Origin of the sequence: Streptomyces sp. NPDC006997, from assembly GCF_040635175.1 — a bacterium.
Classification (GTDB): Bacteria; Actinomycetota; Actinomycetes; order Streptomycetales; family Streptomycetaceae; genus Streptomyces.
The window spans coordinates 141,606-168,353 of sequence record NZ_JBEYHH010000018.1 but is presented as its reverse complement, the minus strand read 5'-3'; the positions used below and the strand labels follow the sequence as shown (position 1 = coordinate 168,353).

At 71.6% G+C, this 26,748-nt stretch carries 25 protein-coding genes and 2 pseudogenes; 8 read left to right on the top strand and 19 right to left on the bottom strand.

Translation table 11 applies throughout. The annotated features are described in order from the left end of the window. Positions 1-452: 452 nt before the first annotated feature. The 5 genes and pseudogenes from ABZ659_RS19870 to ABZ659_RS19850 all read right to left on the bottom strand — a co-directional run bounded on the left by ABZ659_RS19870 (position 453) and on the right by ABZ659_RS19850 (position 2,379). Entirely contained in the window at positions 453-851 is a 399-nt protein-coding gene (locus tag ABZ659_RS19870) for a PIN domain-containing protein (RefSeq protein WP_360221396.1), read from the bottom strand. After that, positions 848-1,126, bottom strand: a complete 279-nt coding sequence (locus tag ABZ659_RS19865) for a hypothetical protein (protein WP_360221393.1) — start codon at positions 1,124-1,126, stop codon at positions 848-850. Before ABZ659_RS19865 ends, ABZ659_RS19870 begins: the two co-directional genes overlap by 4 nt. 135 nt (positions 1,127-1,261) lie before the next feature. Beyond that, a pseudogene (locus ABZ659_RS19860) lies at positions 1,262-1,456 on the bottom strand (VapC toxin family PIN domain ribonuclease); the annotation flags it as partial. 291 nt (positions 1,457-1,747) lie between these two features. Then, complete coding sequence (locus tag ABZ659_RS19855) at positions 1,748-1,963, bottom strand: heavy-metal-associated domain-containing protein (protein WP_360221390.1); 216 nt, start codon at positions 1,961-1,963, stop codon at positions 1,748-1,750. Then, complete coding sequence (locus ABZ659_RS19850; protein ID WP_360221387.1) at positions 1,960-2,379, bottom strand: nuclear transport factor 2 family protein; 420 nt, start codon at positions 2,377-2,379, stop codon at positions 1,960-1,962. The genes ABZ659_RS19855 and ABZ659_RS19850 overlap by 4 nt, the downstream gene beginning before the upstream one ends. A gap of 85 nt (positions 2,380-2,464) precedes the next feature. Between ABZ659_RS19850 and ABZ659_RS19845 the strand changes: the two genes are divergently transcribed. Further along, positions 2,465-3,115, top strand: coding sequence for a TetR/AcrR family transcriptional regulator (locus tag ABZ659_RS19845; RefSeq protein WP_360221384.1), 651 nt, complete (start codon positions 2,465-2,467; stop codon positions 3,113-3,115). 313 nt (positions 3,116-3,428) lie between these two features. Here ABZ659_RS19845 and ABZ659_RS19840 read toward each other — a convergent pair whose 3' ends face one another. Beyond that, entirely contained in the window at positions 3,429-4,160 is a 732-nt protein-coding gene (locus tag ABZ659_RS19840; RefSeq protein ID WP_360221381.1) for an MMPL family transporter, read from the bottom strand. Between the two features lie 238 nt (positions 4,161-4,398). On the opposite strand from ABZ659_RS19840, the gene ABZ659_RS19835 reads away from it, so the two are divergent. Together ABZ659_RS19835 and ABZ659_RS19830 are read left to right on the top strand one after the other, a co-directional pair. Continuing rightward, on the top strand, positions 4,399-5,343 hold the full coding sequence (locus tag ABZ659_RS19835; protein WP_360221378.1) for a hypothetical protein: 945 nt from the start codon (positions 4,399-4,401) through the stop codon (positions 5,341-5,343). Positions 5,344-5,392: 49 nt separating this feature from the next. After that, complete coding sequence (locus ABZ659_RS19830) at positions 5,393-5,593, top strand: hypothetical protein (RefSeq protein ID WP_360221375.1); 201 nt, start codon at positions 5,393-5,395, stop codon at positions 5,591-5,593. A gap of 573 nt (positions 5,594-6,166) precedes the next feature. Here the strand turns inward: ABZ659_RS19830 and ABZ659_RS19825 are convergent. The 6 genes from ABZ659_RS19825 to ABZ659_RS19800 form a co-directional block, all read right to left on the bottom strand. Then, entirely contained in the window at positions 6,167-7,828 is a 1,662-nt protein-coding gene (locus ABZ659_RS19825; RefSeq protein ID WP_360221372.1) for a SulP family inorganic anion transporter, read from the bottom strand. A 46-nt stretch (positions 7,829-7,874) separates the two neighbouring features. Continuing rightward, positions 7,875-8,552 carry a GAP family protein gene (locus ABZ659_RS19820; protein ID WP_360221369.1) on the bottom strand — a complete coding sequence of 226 codons (678 nt, stop codon included), beginning with the start codon at positions 8,550-8,552 and terminating at the stop codon, positions 7,875-7,877. 11 nt (positions 8,553-8,563) lie between these two features. Beyond that, complete coding sequence (locus ABZ659_RS19815; protein ID WP_360221366.1) at positions 8,564-10,000, bottom strand: DUF1254 domain-containing protein; 1,437 nt, start codon at positions 9,998-10,000, stop codon at positions 8,564-8,566. Between the two features lie 19 nt (positions 10,001-10,019). Next, positions 10,020-10,925, bottom strand: a complete 906-nt coding sequence (locus ABZ659_RS19810) for an HAD family hydrolase (RefSeq protein WP_360221363.1) — start codon at positions 10,923-10,925, stop codon at positions 10,020-10,022. A 49-nt stretch (positions 10,926-10,974) separates the two neighbouring features. Then, the gene (locus tag ABZ659_RS19805) at positions 10,975-12,567 is read right to left on the bottom strand and encodes a DUF1254 domain-containing protein (protein ID WP_360221360.1); all 1,593 of its coding nucleotides are present in this window, start codon (positions 12,565-12,567) and stop codon (positions 10,975-10,977) included. A 268-nt stretch (positions 12,568-12,835) separates the two neighbouring features. Beyond that, a complete protein-coding gene (locus ABZ659_RS19800; RefSeq protein WP_360221357.1) occupies positions 12,836-13,531 on the bottom strand; it encodes an ester cyclase in 696 nt (231 codons plus the stop codon). Between ABZ659_RS19800 and ABZ659_RS19795 the strand changes: the two are divergent. Together ABZ659_RS19795 and ABZ659_RS19790 are read left to right on the top strand one after the other, a co-directional pair. Beyond that, positions 13,512-13,931: pseudogene (locus tag ABZ659_RS19795) on the top strand (hypothetical protein); the annotation flags it as partial. The gene ABZ659_RS19800 and the pseudogene ABZ659_RS19795 sit on opposite strands and share 20 nt — an antisense overlap. 118 nt (positions 13,932-14,049) lie before the next feature. Further along, on the top strand, positions 14,050-14,193 hold the full coding sequence (locus ABZ659_RS19790; RefSeq protein WP_360221444.1) for a hypothetical protein: 144 nt from the start codon (positions 14,050-14,052) through the stop codon (positions 14,191-14,193). Positions 14,194-14,208: 15 nt separating this feature from the next. Here ABZ659_RS19790 and ABZ659_RS19785 read toward each other — a convergent pair whose 3' ends face one another. Beyond that, positions 14,209-14,574, bottom strand: a complete 366-nt coding sequence (locus ABZ659_RS19785) for a hypothetical protein (RefSeq protein ID WP_360221354.1) — start codon at positions 14,572-14,574, stop codon at positions 14,209-14,211. Between the two features lie 175 nt (positions 14,575-14,749). Here ABZ659_RS19785 and ABZ659_RS19780 point away from each other — a divergent pair, with 175 nt between their 5' ends. Beyond that, positions 14,750-16,207 (top strand): nitronate monooxygenase, encoded by a 1,458-nt coding sequence (locus ABZ659_RS19780; protein WP_360221351.1) that lies wholly within the window; start codon positions 14,750-14,752, stop codon positions 16,205-16,207. Positions 16,208-16,217: 10 nt separating this feature from the next. Here ABZ659_RS19780 and ABZ659_RS19775 read toward each other — a convergent pair whose 3' ends face one another. The 6 genes from ABZ659_RS19775 to ABZ659_RS19750 form a co-directional block, all read right to left on the bottom strand. Continuing rightward, on the bottom strand, positions 16,218-17,321 hold the full coding sequence (locus ABZ659_RS19775; RefSeq protein ID WP_360221348.1) for an SPFH domain-containing protein: 1,104 nt from the start codon (positions 17,319-17,321) through the stop codon (positions 16,218-16,220). A gap of 59 nt (positions 17,322-17,380) precedes the next feature. Further along, positions 17,381-17,818: an NfeD family protein gene (locus ABZ659_RS19770; RefSeq protein ID WP_360221345.1), complete on the bottom strand. Its 438-nt coding sequence runs from the start codon at positions 17,816-17,818 to the stop codon at positions 17,381-17,383. A gap of 180 nt (positions 17,819-17,998) precedes the next feature. Beyond that, entirely contained in the window at positions 17,999-18,628 is a 630-nt protein-coding gene (locus tag ABZ659_RS19765) for a hypothetical protein (RefSeq protein WP_360221342.1), read from the bottom strand. Then, the gene (locus ABZ659_RS19760) at positions 18,625-20,274 is read right to left on the bottom strand and encodes a serine/threonine-protein kinase (RefSeq protein WP_360221339.1); all 1,650 of its coding nucleotides are present in this window, start codon (positions 20,272-20,274) and stop codon (positions 18,625-18,627) included. The genes ABZ659_RS19765 and ABZ659_RS19760 overlap by 4 nt, the downstream gene beginning before the upstream one ends. Before the next feature lie 344 nt (positions 20,275-20,618). Next, on the bottom strand, positions 20,619-21,968 hold the full coding sequence (locus ABZ659_RS19755) for a phosphatase PAP2 family protein (protein ID WP_360221336.1): 1,350 nt from the start codon (positions 21,966-21,968) through the stop codon (positions 20,619-20,621). Positions 21,969-22,263: 295 nt separating this feature from the next. Continuing rightward, positions 22,264-23,070 carry a metallophosphoesterase family protein gene (locus ABZ659_RS19750; protein WP_360221333.1) on the bottom strand — a complete coding sequence of 269 codons (807 nt, stop codon included), beginning with the start codon at positions 23,068-23,070 and terminating at the stop codon, positions 22,264-22,266. Between the two features lie 83 nt (positions 23,071-23,153). On the opposite strand from ABZ659_RS19750, the gene ABZ659_RS19745 reads away from it, so the two are divergent. After that, on the top strand, positions 23,154-25,343 hold the full coding sequence (locus tag ABZ659_RS19745) for an AAA family ATPase (protein WP_360221330.1): 2,190 nt from the start codon (positions 23,154-23,156) through the stop codon (positions 25,341-25,343). Between the two features lie 4 nt (positions 25,344-25,347). Next, positions 25,348-26,628: a PE-PGRS family protein gene (locus tag ABZ659_RS19740; RefSeq protein WP_360221327.1), complete on the top strand. Its 1,281-nt coding sequence runs from the start codon at positions 25,348-25,350 to the stop codon at positions 26,626-26,628. Positions 26,629-26,748: the final 120 nt, after the last annotated feature.

Here is a 26,748-nt window from a genome sequence, read left to right as displayed (position 1 = left end):
TCCAGTGCGCGAACGCGAAGCTCCCGTCGGTGCCTCAGCACGTCACCACGCTCCGGGAGCGGTTGCAGGGACGTGAGCACGGCGCTCATCCGCCTCACGGCGCCGTGCCCGTACCGTGCCCTTCAGCCCGGACAGACACGGTCAACAGAGGCAACGCCAAGCACTCGCGCCAACCCCCGCGCAACAGGGCTGCGCAGGTCAGCAGCAGTCTGCCCGCCCAAGCGCCGTCGCTTCCCAAGCTGAGAGCGCGAGTTCGATTCTCGTCACCCGCTCCATGATTGAGGCCCAGGTCAGAGACCCGGGCCTTTTTGCTGTCCGCTTGATCAGTGGTCACGTTGCAGATTCGCGGCAGAGCGCTGAGCAGCGGGGTGCGAGGAGGCGGAAACAACCAGCACGGTCAACCTCCGGGCAACCTCGTGCGCAGCGAGCGCCGCTCTACAGGGTGCCTTGTCTCAGACCTTCTCCGCGCTCACGCGCGGATGCTCGGCGGTGAGCAACCCGATGTCTTCCACGTCCGAGGTCAGGATCGTCACCCGGCCGGGATGCTGCAGGGCGGTCGCGCACAGCATGGCGTCGATGGCGTACTTGTGGCCGTGCAGCCCCGCCGCACGCAGCAAGGCGGCAGCGGACTGCGCGAGGGTTTGGGTCACCGGCTCGACACTCAGGCGGGACAGGGTCCACTTCAGGGCGGCGTCATTGGTCTCCGGGTGGATCACCTCGACCAGCACGGCGGCCGAGGTGATCACTGGCAGGTCCGCGTCGCGCGCCGCCGTCAGCCACTCGTGAATCTCCCGATCCCGCTGCACGGCCTTCGCCAGGCCCTCGCTGTCCAGGACCAGGGCACCGCTCACGCGGCTACCCCGGCGTTCGAGTCGCCTCCGGTCAGTCGGGCGCGCTTGGCCGCCACGGCCGCGGGGTCGGCCGGGCCGTGCATCTCGTCGAAGTCCGCGATCAACTCGTCCAGGTTGTCGCGCTCGATCTGGCGCTGGGCCGCCTTCTCCAGGTACGCCGAGACGCCTCGCTTGCCGACCCGCTCACGGATCGCCTGAAGGGTTCCGGCGGTCAGCGTGACGGAGATACCGCTGGTGGGGCCGTCGCCGGGTGGGAAGTCCACGTCATCAGTCACACGTCAAGTATGCCATTCAATATGGCATAGCGCGCAGTGCGTGTACGGGCCGGGCCAGCACGTGTCAGAGCCGCGCGAGTCGCCCGAGTCCCCGTCACTTCCCTGACGGAAGCCGCGGGTTCGACTCTCCTCGCGTCAGAGCGGGAGATCGTCGGGGAGTACCCGAAACGCCTTGTGGTGGCCCAAGGGGCGTACGGCCCGGAAGTCATGTCGGTCGAGGGTCAGGATCGCGTCCGTGTCGTAGTCGGCCGCGAGCGCCACGTTGACCGCGTCAGCGAGGTCGAGGTCCAGCGCACGGTAGCGGACGCGGACGGACTGCGCGGCGCCCACCATGGGTGTGAGGCATCGGGCCGTGGCCGTGGAACCGCGACGTGCTCGCCGCCTCTTACACCGAACCACTTCTCGTGGAGGCCGAAGTCCACAGGCGTGAACCCGCGTCCTGTGACTGGCTCGACCGCTACGTCCACCGGCTGGCGGAGCTTCCCGAGGCCCGCGAACCCGCGGGCGCGCCCTCTGTGTCCGTGTCGGGCGGTCGGCCGAAGGCCGTGGTGGCGCCCGGCGCACGGGCAGTTCGGTGTGCGGTTCGAGGGGGGCTGCCGCGTGGTGGCTGCCGGCAGGTTTCTACGAGCCTTCGGCAGACAGCTCGTAGCCGGCTTCCTCGATCGCCGCGCGTACGTTCGCGGTGTCCAGCGCCTCGCCGCTCGTGATCACAACCGTGCCGCTGTCGACGTCCACGTTGACAGCCGTAACACCCGCGATTCCTTCGAGCTCTTCACCGACCGACTCCGCGCAGTGGCCGCAGACCATGCCTCGGACGGTGTAGACACGCTCGGTCACGGTGCCACCGTCTGCTGCCCGCCGGGCCCGTCGCCCCGGAGAGTGCGGGTGGTCATGTGCGCCCGGCTCATACGCCCATCCGGCGCGAACCGGCCGAAGAAGTACACCTCGGTGGCGAGGTCCTTGCCGCGCTGCGAGGAGTGCATGGTGTACCGGGCGGCGAGCCGGTCGCCGTCGACGACGGCCTCGTGCACCTCCATCCGCAAGGTGGGGCGGTTCTTGCGCACGGGAAGGCAATGCGCGATGAGCTTGTCGCGGTCCATCCGGTGACCGTCGGCGATCTCCACGATGTCCGGAGTGTGGTAGCGATCGATGATCACCGCTGCGTCCTCGTCCGACCGCAGCAACTCCTCGGTCAAGGAGGTGTAGAAGTCCGCGATGAACTGTCCGGGGTCGGTGCTGCCAAGGGGTCGCATGTCGCTCCCGCTGTCGATGTACGGACGCTATCTTTTACGAGCTGTCAAATATACAGTCGCTGACAAGTTTGGCAACATGTAAGAGATGAAGTCATCCCCTTCCCGCAACCGCCGCGCTGACGCCCGCCGCAGCAGGGCCGCCATCCTGGATGCCGCAACCCAGGTCCTCAACGTCGAGCCCGACGCCGGCCTGGAGACCATCGCCGGGGCCGCGGGGGTGACCCGACCGACGATCTACGCCCACTTCCCCTCCCGGGAACAGCTCTTGCTGGCCGTGGTCGAGCGGATCACCGACGAGGCCGTCGCCGCCATGGACGCCATCGATCTGGACACCGACACCGCGACGGGAACGCTGCTCCGCATGATCGGTGCCAGCGCCCAGGTGACCGAGCGTTATCCCGTGCTGCTGAAAATGATCAGCGCCCAGCCCGTCAGCGCAGAGGTCGACCGCGACCGGCACCTGCCCGTCACGGAGCGGATTGGACGGGTGATCGAGCGAGGTCAACAGGCCGGGGAATTCGACGACAGGCTTCCCGTCGACTGGCTCGTCGCCTCGATTACGGCGCTCGGGCACACGGCGAGCACGGAGCAGGACGCCGGCCGACTACCCGCGGCGGTGGCGCAGGATGTGCTGCGTGTCAGCCTGCTCCGCCTGCTCGGCGCCGCCGAACCAGCGGACGCCCGAGGTAGTGCACCGTCCGCGCCCGATGCGAATGCCGGGGACTGCTGCGGCTAACGAGGCATCCGGACGCCCGATGTCAGGATCACGGCGGGCGCGGTACTGATGTGACGCGGTCCCGGCTTGCCGGTCGGGCGTCGCCGGTGCCGTGCCCTCGGTGGGCGGCGCAGAGGGCTTGGCCTCGTCGCCCCCACCCTGACCGCCGCCGAAGCCGTGACGCGGCACATGTCCTCGGGGACCGTCGCACCGCCGGATCAGACGACGTGGTGGCCTTCAGCCGCCGACGCAGCCTCAAGGGCGGGGCGGGAACACGACGCCGGCGGATCACGCACACCCGGCAGTGGCCGAACCCGGTGCCACTGTCGACGGATCAGTCGAGGCTGACTCGGGGCAGGTGCCGGTCCAGGAACGCCGGCACCCACCAGTTGGCCCTGCCCGCGACCTTCATGAACGCCGGTACCAGGAGCAGGCGGACGAGCGTCGCGTCCAGCAGGACCGCCACGGCCAGGGCGAGGCCGAATTCCTTGAGTTCGAGCACGTCGGCGACGAGGAAGCAGCCGAAGACGGCCGTCATGATGACCGCGGCGGCGGCGATCGGCCTCGCCGTGTGCGCCAGGCCCTTGGCCACCGCGTGGTCGTTGTCGTGCGTGCGGAGGTACTCCTCCCGCATCCGGCCGATGAGGAACACCTCGTAGTCCATGGACAGGCCGAACAACAGGGCGAAGACCATGATCGGGAGGTAGACCTGGACGAAGCCCGCGCTGGTGAAGTCGAAGAGGTCTTCCAGGTGCCCTTTCTGGAACACCCAGGTCGTGATCCCGAAGGCCGCGAAGGTCGCGAGCAGGTTCAGCAGGACCGCCTTCAGCGGCAGCAGCAGCGAGCGGAAGATCAACAGCAGGTAGAAGAACGTCAGCGTCAGCACCATCCCCATGACCAGGGGGAGTTTGCCGAGAGTCTCGTCGGACAGGTCGGTGAACTGTGCTGTCTCGCCACCCACCAGCATCTGCGGGCCGGCCGACGCGGTCCGCGCGGGGATCACCTCGTCCCGCAGGACCTCCACCAGGCCGGTCGCCTCGGAGGAGTCCACGGGAGCCCTCGGCACGATCGTGATGACCGTGCGGTTGCCCCCACCGCCGACATTCACCGTCTGAGCGAGGACCCGGCTTCACCGCCGGATCCTGCTCCAGCTGTCGCAGTGCCTGCGGGGACACCGTCCCCGTCGTCTGTCTGAGCAGCGTCGAGACGGAGTACACGCCGGCCACCCGAGGGTCCTCAGCCAGCGACCGCGTGAACGAGTCGATCGTCGCCAGGTCGCTCGCGCTGAGCGCCCCCGAGCCCTCATGCGACGCCAGGACCTGGACCGGGGACAACGCGCCGGCGCTGAACTTGTCGGCGAGGATCGCGGCGCCCTTTCCGGACGGCTCGTCGGAGATCGCGGAGATGCCCAGGTCGATGCCCAGCTTGATGCCGGCCGTCGGCAGGGCGAAAAGGACCAGCAGGACCGCGGCGGGGACGGCCATCCACGGGTGGGCGAGAACGGTGCGGGCCCAGCGTTCCCAGCCGCCGGGCCGTCCGGTCGCGTCCGCGACGTCTTCCCTCGGCCGCAGACGCCGGGGCAGTGCCCCTCGGTTGACACGCTCGCCGAGCGCCGCCAGCAGCGCGGGCAGCATCGTCCAAGCGACCACCAGCGTGCACAGGACCACCAGCACGGAACCCAGCGCGATGCCGTGGAACAGCGGCGAGTCCACTACGAACAGGGAGAGCAGGGAGATGGCGACGATCGCGCCGGAGTAGGCGATCGTGCGGCCGCTCGTCGCCATCGCCACACCCACCGAGTGGGCGACGGCGTCAGCGCGTTCCCCGTACCGGACACGGGTCAGCTCCTCGCGGAAGCGGAACAGGATGAAGAGGGAGTAGTCGATCGAGATCCCCACTCCGATCATCGTGACGATCGAGAGGAGGAAGGCGTCGAACACCGTCACGGTCGTCAGCACGGCGAGGACACCGAAGGTGGTCGTGAGGCTGACCAGAGCGGTGATCAGGGGAACGAACGAGGCGACCAGGGCGGCCAACGCGATGAGCAGGACCAGGAAGGCGACCGGAACGCCGATCGACTCGGCCCGCTCCACGTCGGCGTTCTCCACCTCGGTCAGGTCGTTGGCCGTCGGCGAGTACCCCGTCAGATAGGCGTGGACCGGGGAGTCGGCCGCCGCGTCTCGCACGACGTCCTGGAGATCGGCGGCCCGATCGCCACGCTCACGGTCGTCGCCGGCCAGGCCCAGTGAGGCCACCGCCGCCGATCCGCGCGACAGGACGTTCTGCAGGCCGGGGTCGGTGGGCCCCAGCACGGACGTGACCCCCGGCTCGTCCCGTACGGCCCCCACCACCCGGTCCACGGTCTGGACGTACTCCTCGTCCTTGACGGTCAAGGTGTCCGAGTCGAAGACGATCACGTCCTGCTCGGCCCCGGCGGTGGGAAAGTCGGACTCCAGCAGTTGGGAGACCTGCTGGGAGTCCGAGCCGGTCACGCTGTAGTCGGACGCGGCGAGAGTCGAGACCAGATGGGGATACGCGAGGCCCGAGGCAACGAAGACCACGGCCCAGAAGGACAGGACCCACCACCGGCGGCGGGCCACCCAACTGCCCCACCTCACCGGACGTGGAGCACCCGAACGGCCGAGCGGACCGCCGGAACCGTCCGCACCTCCCGAAACGGCGGGGGACATCATGAGGTCCGCCGTCCCTCCCCCGTGGCGGCACCGCTGCCGGGCGGCTGGGCCGGAGCCAGGAGGCCGAGGATCATACCGGGGACGTGCCCCCGGGCCGTGAGGTACGTCTCGCTGGTGCTTCCCGTCGGTCCCGACCGCGGGCGCATGTGCGGACCACTGCACGAGCAGCCGTCAGGGGTCATGGACGTGTTCCCTCCGCGTCAGCGCTCCAGCGGCCCTGCCGGGCGGCCCTCGCTTCCTGCCCTTCAGTCAGTGCGCACAGTAATGGGCGGGAAAAGCTGAATTACGCAGACATGCCGTGCTTGTTGTGACCTGCTCCGCTACCCGTCGACACGCAGAAAGCCGGCCAGGCCGTGGAGGGGAGCAGGGCACGGTCGCGTCATGTGCCGGTCCTGGCCGCGTCCACAGCCGCCCGTACGGTGGGGTGAACGTGCCTCAGCTCCGCCCTGGCTTCGGCGGTGCGCAGCACGTCCCGTACCTGGCCCACGTCGCGGGCCAGCAGGAGACGGACTCCGTGGGCCTCCAGTTCCTCGGCCAGCTCGTCGAGCATACGCACCGCGCTGACGTCGACGAAGGGAACCGTCTCGGCGTCGATCACGACCGCCGTCGTCCCTTCCCTGTCGGCGGCTCCGCGTACCGTGGACCGGATCCGCTCGGCGTTGGCGAAGTAGATGCCCGCCTCGACCCGCAGCACGACCACCCCCGGGATCCTGCGACTGTCCGCGTGCCTGTCGAGCGCGACGAAGTGGCCGTCGCCCGGCAGTTGCCCGAGTTCGCTGATGACCGGCCGGGAGGAGCGGTAGAGGAGCAGGAGCAGCGAGGCACCGATGCCGATGAAGAGGCCGGGCAGCGTGTCGAAGACCATCACCCCGAGCATCGCGGCGACCGCGGCGAGGAAGTCGGGCCGGGCGGCGACGCCGTAGGCCTGGCCGAGCCTGCGGGTGAAGACACGGTAGAGGACGAGCAGCGAGGGGATGTCGACCAGTTCGACCACCGCCGCGACCACCACCCCCGCCAGCACCGCCTCGGGGAGCTTCTCGAAGAGGCCGGTGAGGAAGAGCAGCGTGATCACGGTCAGGGGGGCGACGAAGACCCCGGCCAACTGGGAGCGGGCGCCCGCCGACCAGTTGACGGCGGTCTTCGAGAGACTGCCGTTGACGGTCATGCCGCCGGACAGACCGGCGCCCAGGCCGGCCGCGCCGAGCCCGATCAGCTCGCGGTCGGCGTCGACCTCGTAGTGGTCGCGGGCGGCGTAGTTCTTCGCCGCTCCGAGTCCCTCGGCGAAGGCGACCAGCAGCACGCCGACACTTCCGGCGGCGAGGCGGCCGAGGTCGTCGACCGAGACATCGGGGAAGCCGAACGAGGGCAGCCCGGTCTCGACGCTGCCGACGACATCGACCCCGTGGTCCCGCAGATCGAAGACCACCGCCGCCGCGATCCCCAGCGCCACCGCGATCAGCGAGCCGGGCACGATCGGGGCGACCCGCTTGAGGAGGAGGATCAGGAGGAGGCTGCCGACGCCGATCAGGACCGTGGGGCCACTGGTTCCGCCGAGGTCGCCGATCAGGGCCCAGACCTTCTCGAAGAAGTCCCCCGACCCGCCCTCGACACCGAACAGCTTCGGGAGCTGGCCCGCGATGATCGTCAGTGCCAGGCCGACGATGAAGCCCTTCAGCACCGGCTCGGAGATGAAGCTGGCGAGGAAGCCGAGGCGCAGCAGTCCGGCGAGGAGCGCCGCGACGCCCACGGTCACGGCCAGTGCGGCCGTCATCGCGGTGAAGTCCGCGCCCGAACCGCCGGCGGCCTCACCGACGACCGCCGCGGAGAGCGCCGCCGTCGCCGCCATCGGCCCGACCACCAGGTGCTTCGAGCTGCCGAAGGCGGCGTAGAGGATCAGGGCCGCGGGCGCGGCGTAGAGACCGACCACGGGCGAGACGCCGGCGATCGTCGCGTAGGCGAGTGCCTCGGGCACCAGGATCGCCCACACCGTCACCCCGGCCAGGGCGTCCCGTGCCAGCCACTGCCGCCGGTATCCCCGCAAGGAGGGGAACAGTCCGAGCCCGCTCGCCCGCATCAGGAGACCCGCATCAGGAGGAGAACCCGCTGATGGCGTTGCCCACCAGCTTCGCGGCGAAGACCAGGCAGATCACCGCCATGATCACCGTGTTGTTCCGCTCCATCCAGAGCCTGAGATCCTCAAGGATGTGCCGGGAGCGCTCCTTGAGGGCGAAGTAGAGCACGACCGGCGTTCCGGGACCGAGCGACCCGAGCGCCACGTACACCGCCAGTGCCCCGGCCTGTGCGCCGGCGGAGGTGTCGGTTCGCGCGATCGCCGACGCCGCGGCGATCGAGAGCAGCAGGTTCTTCGGGTTGAGGGCGGACAGCGCCGTGCCGAGTGCCAGCGCCTTGGCAGGGGTGAACGAGTCGACCGTCTTCATCCACTTCGGCAGCGCCACCTCCTCGTCGCGGCCCGGTCGGCCGCGCCACTCCTTCACCGCCACCCACAGCAGCAGCACGCCGAGCGCCAGGTCGAGCGCGCTGACCCAGTCGGCCGGCTGGCCCTGGTCGCTCGAACCGGCGCCGCCGGAGACCAGCAGCACGATCGTGCCGACGAGGGCCAGGCCGACGGCCCAGCCCAGGAGCAGCGCGGGTCCGTTGGAGCGCGCCCTGGGGGTGGCCAGCATGAGCACCACACCGATGATCGGGAACGCGCTCAGCGCCACGGCGACGCCGTAGGACAGAATCTGACCGATCGCCTCACCCACGGCCGCCTACCTCACGCCGGTTCGATCTCGCCCGGCCGCCAGCTCTGGTCGAACCAGCTTTCGAGCGGTCCGTAGAGCCGGAGGATGGTGAACCACCCCTTGCCGGGGACGGTCCGGACCCAGTTGCCCTCCCTGCCCTCCGGCGCCGTCGGGCCGAAGTGGAGGACCGTGTCGCCGTTGTCCTCGGACCGGACGGCGTCCGAGAGGCTGTTCACACTCGGGTACGGCGCATCCGTGCGCAGCAGGGAACGGGTCTGCGGGTCGTAGACGTTGACGGCCCAGAAGTCCTTCACCGGGATGCCGCTCGGCAGCCTGAGCGTGTAGGCCCGCCCGCCGTCGAGCCAGGCGCCGGTGGAGTCCTCCGCCGTGTAGGCGTACTGCGATCCGACCCCGACGGCCGCGGACGCCATCGCCGGCGTGGTGCCCGCCCCGACGTAGTGGAACACCGCCCGGGCGTCCAGCAACCGGGCACCCTCCGCCGACAGGAACGCGTAGCTGCGCGAGGGCCACGGGTTCTTCCACGACGAGCTGCCGGGGTAGTGGTAGAAGAGCGGGTCACGGGGCTTGAAGGCCAGCGTCCGTACGATGCCCGACGCGATTCTCGCGGCGGTGTCGAGGATCGAGCGCATCCGGTCGTCCGGCTGGAACGGCTTGCCGGGCACGATGCCGATCGCGGCGAGTTGTCCGGCCCGCTCGGGGTCGAGCGCCTCGGGCGGCTCCCCCTGCACGAGCGTGTCGATCTCCTCGTAGAAGGTGAAGTCGTTGGCGTGGACGGTGTTGAAGTCCGACTCCGCGAAGTTGACGAAGCGCTGCTCGGGCGGGTCCGCCGCGGCGGAGAGCGGGTAGATGCGGGCGCGGAGAATGCCCTCCTCACCGCCCAGGGCGCGCATCAGCACCCACGAGGAGAAGGTCTTCGGCCGCACGACGAGGTATCCGTCGGGGACCTCACCGTCGTGGCCCGGGGGCAGGAAGAGGTACTTGCCGCCCTCTCCCTTGTCCCGCCCGGCCATGCCCATGTCGGTGACGTAGTGCTGCCACAGGTCGTTGACGAAGCACAGCGAGTTCGGCGGCGACTCGATGACGGTGGGTCCGTCCTGGTCGAGCGCCAGGCAGGCCATTCCGTACGTCGTCTCCGTGTTCGCCGTGAGGACCAGCGGTGCCGAGCCGCAGCGCGGCGCGGTGAAGCCGATGGTGTGGGAGTCGATGCCGAGGCCGGCGAGGCCACGCCGCATGGCCACCATCGAGGCGCCGGGCACGCAGTTGAGGAACACCTCGATCCCGCGTAGCAGGTCCAGGGTGTCGTAGCTGCGGGTGACCGTGTCGGGGAGGGGGAGGCCGTCGAAGAATTCCATCTCGCCGAAGACCGTCGCCAACCGGTCCGGGAGGCTGATCGAGGTCAGGGTCTCGGCCGACGTGCCGGGGCTGGCGCCTTCGCTCACCTGGGTCATGGGGTTCCTCCTGAACGGATCAGTGGGACCGTTCCTTGAGCACGGTCCTCCAGTCGTCCTTCACGCTGACGGTCGTCCAGCCCTCTCGCCGCGCGGTCGCGCGTGCCTGCTCCGCCCCCTCGGTGTAGGCGTACTCCCGTACGTCGTCGTCGTGCACGACGAGCAGGGCGAACCGCGCGGAGGCCAGCAGTTCGACGTCGACGTCGTCGTTGCCGGCCGCGAAGCGTGGCAGGCGGCCGGTGCGGGCGAGGACGTACTCGGGCTTCCCGGGGCCGATCGCGACGGGGCCGTGCAGGACGGCCCGGCGGACCGGCTCGCCGTCCCGCCAGGCGAACTCCGGTGCCGAGCCGATCACGTTCTCCCGGGGCAGGCCCCAGGTCTCCTCGCAGATCACCCGCATGAAGTCGCGTCCGCCGCCCGAGCAGACGAACACCCGCCAGCCGTGGGCCCTGAGGTAGTCGAAGAGTTCCAGCATCGGCTGGTAGACCAGGCCGGTGGCGGACAGGCCGTAGCGTTCGTGGCGCCAGGAGGCCAGGTACCGGGCGGCTTCGGCCTCGTAGGCGTCCAGGGTGGTGCCTTCCCAGGCCGCCCCGATGGCCTCCACCGTCGACGTCACCGCGTCGGCGTCCTGGATGTCCAGCGCGTGGAGGAACGACGCGTCCCGGGCGGCGATGGCGCGGTAGGGCCACGCGTCGGCGAGCGACGGGTCCGCCCTCGTCCGCGCGGCCAGCTTCTCCAGGACGAACGCCGTCTGCACGGGAGCGGGCTTCTCGACCCACAGCGTTCCGTCGTTGTCGAACACGGCGACCCGGTCCATCGGCGGCACGAAGTCCGGCGTCCCCTCCACCGCCGCCGACGTCACGAAGTCGACGATCGCCCGCTTCGCGGCTCCGTCGTTCCAGCTCTCCAGAGGGCTCGTGCTCATGGTCACCTCGGTGTCCGGACCGCCACGCCGTCCGATCTGCCGCGCGGGGTCAGTCCCCCGCCTCAAGCTCTCCGGGCCGCCAGGACCTGTCGAAGAACGGCCGCAGAGGGCTGTAGAGCCGCAGCACGACGAACCACCCGCGGCCCGGCGTGGTCTGGATCCAGTTGCCCTCCGGTACGCCGTCGGGGCGGTCCGGACCGAAGTGCACCGTCGTGGTGCCGTCCGCGTCGGCGACCGCCGCCGGGGTCGGGTAGTCCTGGCTGCCGGCCCGGGGGTAGCGCTGCGGCGTGGAGAGCATGGAGCGGGTCTGGTTGTCGTAGACCGTCACCGACCAGAAACGGGCGGCCGGGATGTCCGGGGGCAGGACCAGCCGGTAGTGCCGACCCCCGTCGAGGGCCCGGTCCTGCCGGTCCGCGAACGCGAACAGGTACTGCGAGCCGACACCGGGCAGCGGTGCGGTGAACGCCGGGCTGATGCCCACGCCCAGGTACCACCACCAGCTCCGCAGGTTGAGCATCCGGGCGCCGTCGCTCGGACGGGGCTCGACACCCCGGTCGGTGATGTCCGCGGGCGGGGTCGCGAAGTCGTAGCCGGAGGCGAGCAGGCCGTTGACCCACCGGGAGGACGCGCCGTAGTAGTGCGCTCCCTCTTCCGGGCGCGGGCGGCAGGCGAGGGTACGAGCCGTCGCGTTCCCCACCGCGGCCGCCTCGGTGAGGATCTCCCGCATCCGCGGGTCCGGCTCGAAGGGCCGGCCCTTGGCGATCCCGACCGCGGCCAGCGCACCGGCGATCTCGGGATCGAGCGCCTCGGCCGGCTGGTCGTGCACGAGCTCACTCGCGAGGTCGAAGTAGGTCGCGTCCGCGGGGGGAACCGTGTTCAGGGCGCGCCCGCTGCCCTCGACGAACCGCGGCGGGTCGGGCCTGCGGAGCGCGGCGGTCCATGTCTGGGCGGTCCAGGGCAACGGCGGGGCCGTGCCTCCCGTGACGATCTCCCCGATGCTTGTTCCGTAGTACCCGGGGGCATAGCGGTGGATGCGCAGCCTCTCCTTGATGCGCTCGACGGCCGGCTTCGGGTCGTCGTTCTCCAGGAACGCCCGGCCGCCCAGGACGAGCCGGGTGGTGCGGGTCCTCAGCGTGAAGTAGCCGCCTTCCGGAAGGGGACCCTCGTGACCGGGCGGCACGAAGAGGTACGTGCCGCCGGCCCCGCGGTCCGGCCCGGCCATACCGGGATCGGCGACCCAGCGGAACCACAGGTCGTTGAGGAAGCAGAGGGAGAGGGGCGGCATGTCCACCACCAGCGGACCCTCGGTCAGGTCGAGGAACGACATGAAGTAGACGGTGTCCGCGTTCCCTGTCAGCACGAGTGTCTCGGGATCCATGAACTCCGAGAAGACGAGGACGTCGTTGTCCCTGACCCCCGCTTCGAGGAAACCCTTGCGCGCCGCCCACAGACTGACACCGGAGTAGGCGTCGAGGAACCCGCGCACGGCGTGCAGACGGTCCAGATGGTCGTAGACGCGGTCGGCCGTCTCCTCGGTGGGGATGCCGAGCGGGAATTCCAGAGTGCCCAGATGTGTCTCCACCCGCTCGGGCGTGGAGAGCGACTCCATGACCTGCGGCGAGATCCGTTCCTCGTGCTGCACCGCATCGCTCCGTTCTCGGGGGAGGGCTCTTCTCGACCATGAGCCGTACCGGCCGCGGACCACCACTCCACCTAGACCATCGGGGGCGCTCGCGTCTCGGGGGCTGGCGGTGCGGGAGGTTCCGCTCCACGGCGTGACGAGGCGGGCTTCCAGGGAGATCACCGCCGTCCCGGAGCGCGGCGGAACCCTCCGGGGGTGGCACGCGGACGCGTCTCACCGACGCGGGTGCCGGGCTCGGCACAGCGCACACGCGCCCTGGTGGGAGGGCTCAGGCCTCGACAACGCCCAGTTGCCGCAGCAGACCGAGGTCGTCGGTGTTCCACCAGCTCTCCGCGATCCTGCCACCCCGGCAGCGGAACGTCGCGTGACCGGTGGCCGAGAACTCCCGGTCCGTGGCTGCCACGCCCTGGAACTCGCCCGTGTGCCGACCCCGGAAGGAGAACCGCGCGCTCACCAGGTCTCCCTGCGCGATCAGGTTCTCGATCGTGACCACCGGTCCGAGCGCCGCGTGAAGCTTCCGGTTCGCCGCCTTGGACTCCTCCAGCCCGATGACACCCGTCGGCAGGGTGGGGTCGTGCTCCTGGTAGTCGGGCGTGCACAGCGCGTCCTGCGCGTCGAAGTTCCTCTTGTTCGCGACTTCCTCGAAGAAGTCGCGGACCACGGTCTCGTTCAACTGCTCGTCCCGTAGGACGTCGAGATCCGTGAACGTGGGCTCCTGGTCGCAGGCCGCCACCAACTCCTGGAAGATCCGGTCCGTTTCCGGCAGCCGGGAGTTCTTCACCGCCTCCTCGTACGAGGGGAACTCCACGATCTCCACCACGTGAGCGGAGTCGGCGCGGTCCCGGCCGACGATCGAATGGGTGGCCGTCCGTTTGCCTTGCGTGGCTTCCACCCAGCTGTCCATCAGCCTGTTCAACTCATCGACCCTGCTGGTCTTGCAGTCGATGACCTGGACGAATGTCATGACGCCTCCCGCATGGTCAGAGGGGCGGGGTCATCTTCAGGATAGGCGGTGCCTGCCCGATCTTCCTGGCAGGTCGTCTGGCCTCTCACCTGCCGTCGGGCGGTACGGCAGCAGGCCGTCGGTCATCCAGCCATCGCCTCCCGGCTCGGTCAACGCGTGCGCGCATCGCGCGCAGCACGGGCCTCCCCCGGCGGGGTGCCCGTCGGATGCGTGGTCAGTTCCCGCCGGGGGACCGGCCCGTGCCCCCGTGCAGCACGGTCAGGCGGTGGCGGTATTCACCGTGGTCGCCGCGCTCGGCGTCTTCGACACGGTGGTCCTCCACACCCATGACCGGCGCCGGGACCTGGGCGTGTTCGAGTCCGTCGGCATGACCCCCGGGCAGGTCACGGTGACGACGATGACGTCGACGGCGGTATCGGGCGCCACCGGCTCCCTCGTCGGCGTTCCCCTGGGCGTGGCGCCCACCACCTGGTCGTCCCGCGCATGGCCGACGCCGTGGACATCGGCCTGCCCCGTACATGACCGACGTCTGGCACCTCCCCGCCCTCACCGCCCTCACCGCCCTCGCCCTGGCCGGACTGGCGACAGCCCTCCTCGGCGCTTTCGTCCCAGCCCGGCGCGCGGCACGGTTGACGGTGGCTCAGGTGTTGCGGAGTGAGTAGGGGCAGGCGTCCACCTCAGTGGTCGATGTAGCTGAAGTCACCCACCGTCCAGGCGCTGACGTCCTTGATCGCGACCCGGTACATGCCGCCCGTCTCGGGGATGCCGAGGCTGCCCTGGAGGATGCGGGCGAGGTGGAAGTGCAGGTGGGTGGGTGGCTCGGGCTGGCTGGACCGGGTGCCGCGGGCGAAGACGTCGGAGAACGGGCCGAGCCGGTCCGAGTCCTTCAGTACCTCGGCCACCCGCTCCCGCCACACGGCCTCGGGAGCCAGTCGGCCGGTGATGACGGCGCCGCCGACGACCACGGTCAGCGACATCTGATTGCTTCGCTCGGATTCCACCGCGGCGGAGATGGCGACGAGCAACTCATCGGTGTTCGACATGAGCGCACATCCTATTCGCCGCCCGCGCCGGCGCCGGGGTTCGGGCCTCCCGAGACCCTCGCCGAGGACGTCGTGGCTACCGCCGCCCCACGTGGCCACGCCGACCTACGGTGCCGTAAGTTACGGTACCGAAGGTTGCGTTCCGCGACCCCTGGCACGACGTTTGCGAGGACCCATGCGCACTGTCCGGACGACCGCTGAGCTGCCGTGGCTGATCCAGGGCGGCATGGGTGTGGGCGTGTCCGGGTGGCGGCTCGCCCGGGCGGTCGCGCGTACCGGGCAGCTGGGAGTCGTCTCCGGCACCGCGCTCGACACCCTGCTGATCCGGGTGTTGCAGAGCGGCGACCCGGGCGGCCACCTGCGGCGGGCGCTGGCCGCCTTCCCGGTGCCGGGGACCGCCGAGGCGGTGCTGGACCGGTACTTCGTCGAGGGCGGCATCGGAGCCGGGGAACTGTACGCCGCCACGCCCCTGCTCACCGTCGACCCGGCGTCCCCGGCCCGCGAGCTGACCGTCGTCGCCAACTTCTGCGAGGTGTGGCTCGCCAGGGAGGGACACGGCGGACCGGTCGGCGTCAACTACCTGGAGAAGGTCCAACTCGCCACCGTACCGGCGATGTTCGGGGCGATTCTGGCGGGTGTCGACTACGTCCTGGTCGGCGCGGGCGTGCCCGGGCAGATACCCGGGATCGCCCGCGCGCTCGCCCGGTGCGAGCCGGTCACCGCGCGGGTGGACGTGGAGGGCGACGACCGGCCCCACGAGCTGGGCTTCGACCCCGCCTCGGTGCTGCGCGGCGCCGATCCGGGGCCGTTGTGCCGCCCCCGGGTCCTGGCCATCGTCTCCCTGCCCGCCCTGGCCACGTACCTGAACCGGGACGAGGAGACCCGGCCGGACGGGTTCGTCGTCGAGGGCCACCTCGCGGGCGGGCACAGCGCCCCGCCGCGCGGTCCGATGCGCCTGGACGAGCAGGGCGACCCCCGCTACGGCCCCCGGGACACCCCCGACCTCGCCAGGATGGCCGCGCTCGGCCTGCCGTTCTGGATCGCCGGGGGCCAGTGCGGGCCCGAGCGGCTCCGGGAGGCCAGGGCGGCGGGCGCGGCGGGCGTGCAGCTCGGCAGTGTCTTCGCACTCTGCGAGGAGTCGGGCATGGCGGAGGGGCTGCGGCGGCAGGTCGTCGAGCGGGAACTGGCCCGGGAGCTGACGGTACGCAACGATCCGGCCGCCTCCCCGACCTCGTTCCCGTTCAAGGTCGCCGACCTGCCCGACACCCTCGCCGACCCGGAGACGCGTGCCGGGCGCGCCCGCGTCTGCGACCTCGGCTATCTGCGCACCCCGTACCGGACCGAGCGCGGGGACATCGACTACCGCTGCCCGGCGGAGCCCCTCACGGCGTACGTCCGCAAGGGCGGGGCCGCCGAGCGGACCGAGGGGCGGCAGTGCCTGTGCAACGGGCTGATGTCCGCCGTCGGGTTCGGCCAGCGTCGGCCGCGGCGCGGGGTGGAGCCGCCCGTCGTCACCATCGGGCAGGACCTCGGCTTCCTCCGTGAGATCGCGCCGGACGGGGGACCGTACGACGTCGAGACGGTGGTGCGGTGGCTGTCGGCGGGGCTGGTGCCCCAGGCGGCTCCCGTGTAGGGCAGGGGCTTCACTCGTCGGACGCGCGGGCCCTGCGGGATGACTGGGGTGACTGCGCGGCCTCCGCCTCCGCCTTCGCGTCGCTCACCGCCGCGGCGGCCTGCTTCCCCGCCTCGTCGGCGGCCGTGGCCGCGTCGAGGGAGACGGCGGCGCCCGCCGCGCTGGCCGCGTCGAGCTGCGGGACCCGGTGGGCGTCGGACCCGGTCGGCTCCTCCGCGGGCGCGGGCCGCGGGGCGCCCGTCGTCGACTGGTCGCCGAACGCGCTGGTGACGGTGCGGATCGCCTCCGTCAGCTCCCCCGGGATCACCCAGAACGTGTTGTTGTCGCTGCCCGCCAGGTGCGGAAGCGTCTCCAGGTACTTGTAGGCCAGCACCTTCGCGTCGGCGTTGTTGCGGTGCACCGCCTGGAAGACCAGCTCCACCGCCTTGGCCTCGCCGTCCGCGCGCAGGATCATCGCCTGCTGGGTGCCCTGGGCCTCCAGGATGTCCTTCTGCCGGGTGCCCTCCGCGGTGAGGATCTTGGCCTGCCGCTCCCCCTCGGCGTGCAGGATGGCCGCGCGCTTGTCCCGCTCGGCGCGCATCTGCTTCTCCATCGCCTCCTTGATGGTGGCGGGGGGGTCGATGGCCTTGATCTCGACGCGGTTGACGCGGATGCCCCACTTGCCGGTGGCGTCGTCGAGGACGGCGCGCAGCCGGGAGTTGATCTCCTCGCGCGAGGTGAGCGTCTCCTCCAGGTCCATGCTGCCGATGACGTTGCGGAGGGTCGTCACCGTGAGCTGGTCGATCGCCTGGAGGTAGTCGGCGACCTCGTAGGCCGCCGCCCTCGGGTCGGTGATCTGGTAGTAGAGGACGGTGTCGATGTTCACCACGAGGTTGTCCTCGGTGATCACCGGCCGGGGGTCGGACGAGTACACCTGCTCACGCACGTCGAGCTTGGTGTTGATGCGGTCCGCCACCGGCAGCACCAGGTTCAGACCGGGCTGGAGCGTCCGGCGGTACCGGCCGAACCGCTCGACGTTGTAGCGGCGCGCCTGCGGCACGATCCGCACGGTGGACGCCACGAGGAAGACGACGACCAGGGCCGCCACGAGAAGGGGGATGACCACGGGATCCACAGTGCCTCCGTTGCTGGGTCTTCAGCCGTTCGTCACGGTCGTCAGCCGTCAGCCGTTCGTCACGGCAGGAGTTCGCGGGGGTAGACGATCGCCGTGGCCCCCTCGATCTCCATCACGTCCACCAGGGCTCCCACCGGGATCACCAGGCTCTCGTCGTAGGCGCGGGCGGACCACTCCTCGCCGGAGAGCTTGACCAGGCCACGGGTCGCCGTCACCTCCTGCACGACCTCGGCCCGCTTGCCGACCAGCGCGTCACTGCCGTCCCGGACGAGGGGCTGTTCCGCCAGCTGCCGCAGCGCGACCGGGCGGACGAGGACGACCCCCGCCACCGTCGCCGCCCCGAGGGCCAGCAGTTGGCCGAGCAGACCGACGCCCAGACCGGCGACCACGGCCGCGACCAGCGCGGCGCCCGCCAGCAGTCCGAAGAACAGGGTCAGGGTGAAGAACTCCGCGGCGCCCAGCGCCGCGGCGGCGAGCAGCCACAGGAACCATGGCATCTGATCGCCCTCCTTCAGGGGCCTCTCCCCCCAAGCTACCTCTCGGGAGGCCGGGCAGACAGGGAGCGCGGCGGGAGGTTCGATCGTCTGTGTGCTGACGCCGCTGTTCGCGGTGGTCCGGTGCCTGGCGCCCCGGCACGGACTGCTGGCCCGGCACCGGCGTCGTGGCGGGGGTGCCGGTCACGGACAGTCGTACGTGAAGCGGACGGTGGCCGTGCGCGGGGTCGGGGTGAGGACGCGCAGGTCGGCGCGGGCGGCGTGGTGGCCCTCGCCCTCGAAGGTCCACCGCAGGTGCAGGCGCGCCCGGTCCTGGCCCCGGGCCAGCACCTCGGTCAGGACACCGGACGCCGTGCCGTCGCTGCGGACCCAGCGGTACGTGACCTCGCCCGCGCGGCCGTTGGTGGCGACGACACCGACGACGTGCGCGGTGCCGCCGCACTCCAGCGCCGTGGGACGGGCCGTGACCGTGACCGCGTCCACCGCGAGCGACGGCCCGAGGCGCTGCCACGCGAGGAACGCGAGGACGCCGAGCACGACCAGGGTGGGCAGCGCGTGCCCGCGCAGCCGCCGGAGCCGGGGGCGGCGGGGCGCGGGGGGCGGCGGCGGGACAGCGGGCAGCGTGCGGTGGGGACGGTGCGCGAGCGCGGCGGCGGTGACGCCGGGGCCGAAGCGCAGGACCGTGCCGTCGACGCGGTCGGGGGGTGTGGGCCCCGCCGCGCCCTCCGCCTCGGGCCGCTGGATCCAGTGGCTGGCCAGCACGGTGGCGCTGTACTCGGCGGCGTCGTCATCGCGTCCGCTGCGCGCTGTCATCGGAGATCACACCTCTTGGTCAGCAGTTGCTGTGCGGCGCCGCCGTCGGCGGAGGCGGGGGAGGTCGTGGCCCCGACGGTCCAGTAGCAGCCGCTGGTCTGGAAGGCGTGGTCGAGGGTGAGCGTGTACCGGGTGGCGCCGCCGCGCTCGAAGGTCTGGGACCCGCCGTCCGGGGCGCCGGGCTGCCCCGCCGTGTCGCCCGCGTACCAGGCCACGGTCACGGAGACCGGTCCGGTGCCGTCCGTGGTGATGCTGAGGGTGGCGGTGGCGGTCGTCGCGCCGGTCTGCTGGAACGCCGAGACCGCGATGTCCTTGACGGCGGGGGCGACGGGGGCGTCCGGCGTCGTCGTCGGCGGGCCGGCGGGCTCCGACGGCGGGGGCGTCGTGGTGGCGGTCTCCTCGGGCGCCGTCGTGAGGCCGGTGGCCGGGGGCGCGGCGGTGCCCGGTGGCGAGGGCGTCGGGTCGGCCGACGCGGTCGGCGCGGAGGGCGAGTCCGTGACCGCGCCCGGGACCGCTGACGGACCCGTACCGGGCGGAGCGCCGCCCCCGCCCGCCTCGGCGCTGGTGGTGGCCAGCGCCAGGGCCGCCACCCCCTGCGGAGCGGCGGTCCCCGGGTCGTCCCGGAGCCCGTAGGCCAGCAGCAACCCGAGGAGTACGGCGACGCCGGCGACGGCCAGGCCCGGGCGGCCCGGCAGCCACGACCGGCCCCAGCCCCCGCCCGGCTCGGCGGCCAGGACCGTGCGCGCGGTGTCCGTGGTGGTGCGGGGCGCCTCGCCGCGGCCCGAGGGCAGCAGCAGCGGCACCAGTGCCACCAGCGCGGCGAGCCGACCGCGTCCGCGGTCCTCCCAGTCGGGCCCGTAGGCGCCGCCCGCGACCGTCTCCAGTTCGCGGACGAAGTCGTCGGCGCGGGCGGGCCGCCCGGCCGGATCCTTGGCGAGCCCGCGGCGCACCAGGTCGCGTACCGGCTCGGGGGCCTCGTCGGCGGGGACGGGCGCGTCGACGTGCTGGAGCGCGAGTTCCGCGAGGTTGTCGCCCGGGTACGGCTTGTGGCCCGTCAGGCACTCGAAGAAGGTGGCGGTGGCCGCGTACACGTCGGCGGCGGGCGAGGCGGGCGCGCCGGTCCACTGCTCGGGGGCCATGTAGGCGGGGGTGCCCGCGACACCGGAGCTGGTGCCCGCGTCCACGGCGATGCCGAAGTCCACGAGCCGGGACGAGCCGTCGGGCGCGACCAGCACGTTCTCCGGCTTGTAGTCGCGGTGGACGACACCGACGCGGTGGGCGTCGGCGAGGCCGAGCAGGGAACCCTTGAGGACGGTGAGCGCGGCCTCGGGACCGAGCGGGCCCTCGCGCCGCAGCAGCGTCCGCAGGGAGACGCCGTCCACCAGCTCCATCACGATGGCGGCGCCGTGCGTGCTCTCCACGTACTCGAACAGCCTGGCGACGTACGGGCTGTCCAGGCCGCCGAGCAGCCGCGCCTCGGCCCGGAAGCCGTGGACGAAGCCCGGCCGGGTGCGCAGGGACTCGCTGAGGTACTTCACCGCCACCGGCAGGTCGGTCTCCTCGTGCACGGCGAGCACGACCCGCCCGCTCGCCCCCGACCCCAGTTCCCCGGACTCGGCGTATCCGGGTACCGCCCATGTGTCCATTCCAGCCCCCCAGCCGACGGCCGCCGGAGCCCCGCCCCTTGGCGAGGTGTCCGGGCCGCGCGGTGAGAGACACGTTTTCCGGCCACCGCGGTTGCGCCCGCCGCCCACTCAGGTGCCCTCGCGCCCGCCGTGCCGGATGGGCTGCGCCCCGCTGCCGGAGACCGCGGCGGCCGGACCGGCGGCCCGTGGCGAGGTCGCCGCGGTACCGCTGACGGGCCCCGCCGCACACACCGACGTCACCATGGTCTGGCTGCGCGGGGCGGAGCGGCGCCCGGGCGTGGCGGCGTTCCTGGACCACGGCACGCGCCGCCCGCACGGACCCGGAACGCGGCGGCCGGGACGGCTCAGATCAGCTCGGGCTGCGGCTCGGGGCGCCCCGTGACGGTGGGGATCCGACGCGCCCACGCTCCGGTGGTGCGGACGTACCCGTAGACCACCGACCCCGTCGCGAGCAGGAGCAGCGGCCCGGCGAGCCACCGGTGGTGGGCCATCTGGAGCGGTAGCCAGCGGTACGACAGCAGGAAGGCCGTGAAGACCGCGGTCCCGTAGGCGACCAGCCGGACGCCTGACCGGTCCCAGCCGTGGTCGTAGGTGCGCAGGGCCGCCTCGATCGTGAGCGTGAACACCACACCGGCGACGAGGTCGGCGCCGTAGTGGTAGCCGAACCCGAGCGTCGCGCAGAGCGTGGCGGCCAGCCAGAACGTCCCGGCGTGGCGCAGCAGCCGGGGGGCCTGGCGGGTGTGGAGGAAGATGGCGGTGGCCCAGGCCGTGTGCAGGCTGGGCATACAGTTCCGTGGCGTGATCGCGTCGAACGGCATGGAGTGCGGGACGCTGATCGGCGGCAGCGTCTGCGGCCACACGGTGGCCACGGCCCACGGTGTGGTGGGCGGCATGTCCGGTGCCCACAGGCTGATGTCGGCCCAGTGTTCGGTGCCGGTGCCGTAGGCGAAGACCGGTCCGACCACCGGGAAGATCATGTAGAAGGCGGGCCCGAGGAGCCCGATCACCAGGAACGTACGCACCAGGTGGTGGCGCGGGAAGCGGCGCTCGGCCGCCACGTGCCGCAGCTGGTACAGCGCCGCGATGACGGCGGCGACGGGGAGCTGGCCGTAGACGAAGTCGAGGAAGTTGAACCCGACCGGCCCGGTGGCCTCCACGACCCGCCCGACGAGCCACGACGGGTTGCCGAGCGCCTGGTCGGCGGTGGCCACGAACTGGTCGAGCACGCCGGGCCGGGTCTGCGCGGTGATGAACAGCCAGGTGTCACCGGTCTTGCGCCCCGTCATCAGCAGCAGCCCGAGCCCGGCGCCCTTCAGCAGCAGGACCCGTTCCGCCCCCTCCCGCCGGGTGACGGCGACGACCGCGCAGCCCAGGACGGCCCACAGGGCGCCGTTCCCGAAGGGGTGGCCGCCGCCCGTGTCGATGTCGAACGTGGCCCGGACCGCCCAGAAGACGAGGTCGACGCCGATCGCCGCACCCAGGGCGACGAAACGTTCCCGCCAGGAGAGCACCACCATCATCAGCGCCATGGAGGCGTACAGCAGACCGCCCGACTTGGGGGCGTACACCACCTCCCGCACCTGGTTGGTGACCGGCCCCGCCACGCCGTAGTGCCGGGCGGCGAACTCCAGCGCGACGAGGAACCCGAGCCCCACGACGGCCGCCGTGACGACGACGGTCCTGAGCGCGGACATCCGAGATATCCCGGACTTCCCGAACACCCCTATTTCTGGGGATATCCCGGGTATTCGGTCAGAGCCCTGGGACGGGGGCGGTGGCACATGTCTCAATTTGGTCAGCTTTGCTAGATGTTGCCCGTGCGGGGGCGGACGCCGGGAGGAGAAGCGGCTCGCCGGAGGCAAGACGGACAGATCACGCCTCGCGTTCCGACAGCCTTCCCACAGCTTCCGGCGCAGAGCGAAGCACAGCGCGATTGCGCAGGTCAATATGGTTGTGTCACAGTGCCGGGCCGCCCGCCCCGGCCGGGCCTCAGGACGCCGTGACGTCCGGGCCCCGACGGTGGTACCGCGGCGACCTGCCGTTGGCGGCGTCACTCCGGTAGATCCCGTGGCGCAGTTCCGAGGCGTAGCCGTCGAACTCCGGCATCCCCGTCTCCCGGGCCACCGCGAGTTCGGCCTCGACGTCGTACGGGACGCGCACGAACTGCAGGGAGAAGGGCGCGTCGGCCGTCGAGCCCACGACGCCCTCGACGATCACGTACACCGGGGTCGGGTCGTCGAGGCTGTTGCCGACGCTCCCGGTGTTGAACAACGTACGGCGTTCCCGGTCGACCTCGTAGTACGCGTCGTGGGTGTCCCCGTACCCCACGACCGTGGGCACCGGTCCGTCGCCGGTGGCCGGGGTGTTGGCGAACATCTCCAGGAACTCGCTCTCGTCGTGGTCGAAGCGGACCCTGCGGTGCACGGAGGCCGGGGACGCGTGGAACAGCCGTACCCGCCGACCGCTGACGAGGAAGTCATGGCTGAACGGCAGCCCGCGCAGCCAGCTCCCCTGCCCCTCGGACAGCTGGCCGAGCCACCAGGACAGGGCCTCGCTGTCATGGGTCCGGTCCGGGTCGGGCAGGAAGTCGTCCCAGTTCCCGAGCAGGTTGACCTCACACCGCTCCCGGCACACGTCGATCACCTCCCGGCCGCGCGGCCCCTTCCCGACGTAGTCCCCCAGATTGAGGACCCGGCGCACCCCACGGGCGCCGATGTCGTCCAACACCGCTTCCAGCGCCGTCAGGTTCCCGTGCACGTCGGAGATCAGCGCGATGCGTTCGAGGGGGGCAGGCATGGCGGCATCCTGGCAGCCACCCGTGTCGACGGGCATCCGGATATCGGCCCGCCCGGCGGCGGAGGATACGGAAGAATGCGCGCATGGCTGAGGGTGGGGACTTCAGGGACGGCATCGAGCTACGCGTCGCGGCCTTCGACTGGGACGCGGCCAGGCGCTCCGGCGAGAGAGCGGCGGAGGAACGGCAGCGGGTACGGGCGGAGTTCCCGCTCCAGGACTGGCCCCGGCTGCCCCTGGAGCGGTACGCGCTCGGCCCGGCGACCTACCACGCCCCGGGCCGTTCCTTCTGCCGCCTGCTGGAGTACGGCACCAACGCCGTCGGCAGCATCCGCGGCGGCAGCGCGGCCAAGCACATCGTCTACCAGCACCGGACCGGTGAGTGGCGGGTCGTACCCAGCTCGCTGCGGAAGCTCTCCGTGCACGAGGCGTGGGCGGAGGTCCGCGCCGAGTTCGTCTCCGCCTTCGAGGCGACGGCCGGTCGACGGTACGAGCAGATCGACGAGTTGGAGTCCCTGTCGTACGGGCAGGCGTTGACCACCAAGGCGCTGGCGGTCTACTTCCCCGACGACTTCCTGCCGGTCTTCTCCGCCTCGCACGTCCGCCACTTCACCGCGCTGCTGGGCGGCAGACCGCACAAGTACTCCTCGGGCACCCGGACCTGGCGGGCCAACCGCGAGCTGCTGTCGCTGGTGCGGGAGGTGCCGGAGTTCCAGGGCAGGACCCCGCACGAGGTGACGAGGTTCCTGTACGCCTTCCACGATCCGCGGCCCAAGGACCGCGTGGTCTGGAAGATCGCGCCCGGGCGGCAGGCGAGTCTGTGGGACGACTGCCTCGCCAACGGGCGGATCCGGATCGGCTGGGACGAGGTCGGCAGCCTCAGCCAGTACGAGAGTGACCAGGACCTGAGGGAGGCGCTCAACCAGTACTGGCCCCACAGCACGGGAGGGAACCTCAGGCTCGCCCGGCAGATGCTGGCCTTCCGGGACCTGGAACCGGGAGACCTGGTCGTGGCGAACCGGGGCAAGTCCGAGGTACTGGCGGTGGGCACCGTCCAGGACGGCTACTCCTACGACACCGGCGCGCCGGACCACCGCCACACGGTGGGGGTGAGCTGGGACACCTCCTACGCCCAGGTCTTCGACACACCGCGGCACGCCTGGCAGCAGACCCTCGTCAAGGTCCCCGCCACCCTGTGGAGGGAGATCCGGGACGTACGCCCGCCAGCCGTCGCGGAGACCGGGCCACCGCCGGGCTCCGGAGCGGACGACGACCTCCCCGACTCGGTACGCCAGGTACGGGAGTTACTCGACCACAAGGGGCAGGTGGTGCTCCAGGGCCCACCCGGCACCGGCAAGACCCGGCTGGCGCTCAGCGTCGCCCTGGCCCTCGCGGGCCGGGCCGACGCCATCGACGCCCCGCCGGAGGAGCGGGGACGGATCCTCGCCGAGTTGTCGCAGGTGCCCGCCGGGGCGAAGGCCGCGCGGCTGACGATGGTGACCTTCCACCCGTCCTACGGCTACGAGGACTTCATCGAGGGGTTCAAGCCGAACCCGGCCGCCGACGGCACGGGGCTCAACCTGGCCATGACCGACGGCCTGTTCCGCCGCGTCTGCGCGGCGGCGGAGACCGCCCCCGACGAGACCTTCCTGATCGTCGTGGACGAGATCAACCGGGGTGACCTGCCACGCGTCCTCGGCGAGCTGATCACCCTGCTCGAACTCGACAAACGGGGTTCCGTCTCCATCACGCTGCCCACCAGCGGCCGTCAGCAGACCGTCCCGCGGAACGTGCGCATCATCGGCACGATGAACTCCGCCGACCGCAGCGTGGGACACATCGACGCCGCGATCCGACGCCGTTTCGCGTTCTACGACGTGGCCCCGGACCCCGACGTGCTCGACGGCGAGGTCGAGGGACTGGACCTGGCGGTCTTCCTCGAAGGGCTGAACGCCAAACTCGACGAATCCTTCGGACCTGACCACCTCATCGGCCACGCCTACCTGCTCAACGGCGACCAGCCGCTGCACAGCGCCGAACAGCTCTCCCACGCCTTCCACCACGAGATCGTGCCGCTCGTCTCCGACTACTGCCTGAGCCAGCCGGACCTGCTGCGGAAGGTTCTCGGCAGGCTGGTGGACGACGGGACGGGGCGGGTCGTCCAGACGAACCCGCAGGACCTGCCGGGCCTGCTGGCCGAGGAGTTCGCCACCTCCGAGGTCGCGGGCGAGGAACTCCCCGAGGACCCCGACGCCGTCGAATGGGCCGGAGCGTAGCCCCATGCCCGTGAGCACCGCGCGGTCCGAGGTGGTCCTCACCGAGCACCGGGCCGCGGTCGTGCCGCGCTCCCGGCTCTCCGGCGACGACCTGGCCAAGCTTCGCTCGGTCAGTGCCGTCAGCGTCGTCGAGGTCCGCGCCGGATACGCGCTGAAGGCCCGGTCGACCACCGGCGTACTCCAACTCGAACGTCTCCGGCTCGTGCTGCGCCCCAAGTTCCCGATCCCCGGGAAGCGGCTGATCGACTGGCTCTGCTACGCCAACCACCAGCGCGAGCCCGACGAGACACTGCGCGACTGGCCCCTCGGCCGGGACGGCTACGCCGGTCTGGTCCCCGCCGCCCTGCTGCACGAGTGCCGCCTCCTGCTCCGCCGCGGCCTGCGCCGGGACTACGTACGCCGCCCCCGGATCGACACCGCCCTGCGCGGCCGACTCGACGTCGAGGCGCAGGCGACCCGGTGCTACGGCGCGGTGGACCGGCTCCACCTCCAGACCTTCGAGTACGAGGACGGCGGCTGGGAGAACCTGGTGTGCGGCGCCGCCCTCACCGTCGCCGCCCAGCGCTCGACCGACCCGGAGCAGACCCGACGGCTGCTCGACACCGCGGCGCGGTTCCCGTCCCCGCGCCGCCCGCTCGACGCGGTGCCGCTGCTGGCACGAGGCCAGTACACCCGGCTGAACACCCACTACCGGGCCGCCCACGCCTGGGCCCGCATGGTGCTCGGGGGCGGGGGCGTCACGGACCTGCTCGACCCGTACGGGTTCGGGGCGAAGAGCCTCCTGCTCGACCTGAACCGCCTGTGGGAGAAGGTCGTCGAACGGATGGCGGTCGACGCGGCCGTGGCCGTGGGCGGCAGGGGCGCGCGGAAGGGTGAAGGAGCCATCCGCACCCACGGCGGGCTGGGTGACAGGAAACCGGCGTTCGACCCCGACGTCCTGTTGGCCTTCCCCTCACCCACCGAGGAGCCGGGCACATCGCGCTACCTCGTCGTCGACGCCAAGTACAAGAACTACGCGACGAGGAACGTCTCCTCTCCCGACCGTCACCAGCTCCTGACCTACATCGCCGGTTACACGACCCCGGACCACCCCGTCGCCCTCGTGGTCCACCCCGCACCCCACGGCCCCCTCCCCCCACGCGACCTCGTGGTCGAGGGACCCCGCGGCCGACTCGGGATCATCAGGGTGCTCGGCCTGGACACCCGCGCCTCCCCCAAGGACGCCACCGGCCCCCTGCGGGGCGCGATCGCCGCGTTCGCCTCGTCCACTGCGGCCGTACCGTGACCGGCCTCGACGCACAGTCGTGGTCCGACACGGATGGTCCGGTCGTTCCGCTGAGAGGACACGGTGCCGGCGCCCTCTGCCCGGTCAGGCTGGGCAGAGGGCGCTGCTGTGTGCCGGGGC

Bases quoted from the DNA above. Each gene is read 5' to 3' on its own strand.
- ABZ659_RS19850 (WP_360221387.1), bottom strand. From the start codon at position 2,379: ATGCGACCCCTTGGCAGCACCGACCCCGGACAGTTCATCGCGGACTTC.
- ABZ659_RS19845 (WP_360221384.1), top strand. From the start codon at position 2,465: ATGAAGTCATCCCCTTCCCGCAACCGCCGCGCTGACGCCCGCCGCAGC.
- ABZ659_RS19835 (WP_360221378.1), top strand. From the start codon at position 4,399: ATGCGACGCCAGGACCTGGACCGGGGACAACGCGCCGGCGCTGAACTT.
- ABZ659_RS19815 (WP_360221366.1), bottom strand. From the start codon at position 10,000: ATGACCCAGGTGAGCGAAGGCGCCAGCCCCGGCACGTCGGCCGAGACC.
- ABZ659_RS19810 (WP_360221363.1), bottom strand. From the start codon at position 10,925: ATGAGCACGAGCCCTCTGGAGAGCTGGAACGACGGAGCCGCGAAGCGG.
- ABZ659_RS19800 (WP_360221357.1), bottom strand. From the start codon at position 13,531: ATGACATTCGTCCAGGTCATCGACTGCAAGACCAGCAGGGTCGATGAG.
- ABZ659_RS19790 (WP_360221444.1), top strand. From the start codon at position 14,050: ATGACCGACGTCTGGCACCTCCCCGCCCTCACCGCCCTCACCGCCCTC.
- ABZ659_RS19785 (WP_360221354.1), bottom strand. From the start codon at position 14,574: ATGTCGAACACCGATGAGTTGCTCGTCGCCATCTCCGCCGCGGTGGAA.
- ABZ659_RS19780 (WP_360221351.1), top strand. From the start codon at position 14,750: ATGCGCACTGTCCGGACGACCGCTGAGCTGCCGTGGCTGATCCAGGGC.
- ABZ659_RS19770 (WP_360221345.1), bottom strand. From the start codon at position 17,818: ATGCCATGGTTCCTGTGGCTGCTCGCCGCCGCGGCGCTGGGCGCCGCG.
- ABZ659_RS19765 (WP_360221342.1), bottom strand. From the start codon at position 18,628: ATGACAGCGCGCAGCGGACGCGATGACGACGCCGCCGAGTACAGCGCC.
- ABZ659_RS19760 (WP_360221339.1), bottom strand. From the start codon at position 20,274: ATGGACACATGGGCGGTACCCGGATACGCCGAGTCCGGGGAACTGGGG.
- ABZ659_RS19755 (WP_360221336.1), bottom strand. From the start codon at position 21,968: ATGTCCGCGCTCAGGACCGTCGTCGTCACGGCGGCCGTCGTGGGGCTC.
- ABZ659_RS19750 (WP_360221333.1), bottom strand. From the start codon at position 23,070: ATGCCTGCCCCCCTCGAACGCATCGCGCTGATCTCCGACGTGCACGGG.
- ABZ659_RS19745 (WP_360221330.1), top strand. From the start codon at position 23,154: ATGGCTGAGGGTGGGGACTTCAGGGACGGCATCGAGCTACGCGTCGCG.
- ABZ659_RS19740 (WP_360221327.1), top strand. From the start codon at position 25,348: ATGCCCGTGAGCACCGCGCGGTCCGAGGTGGTCCTCACCGAGCACCGG.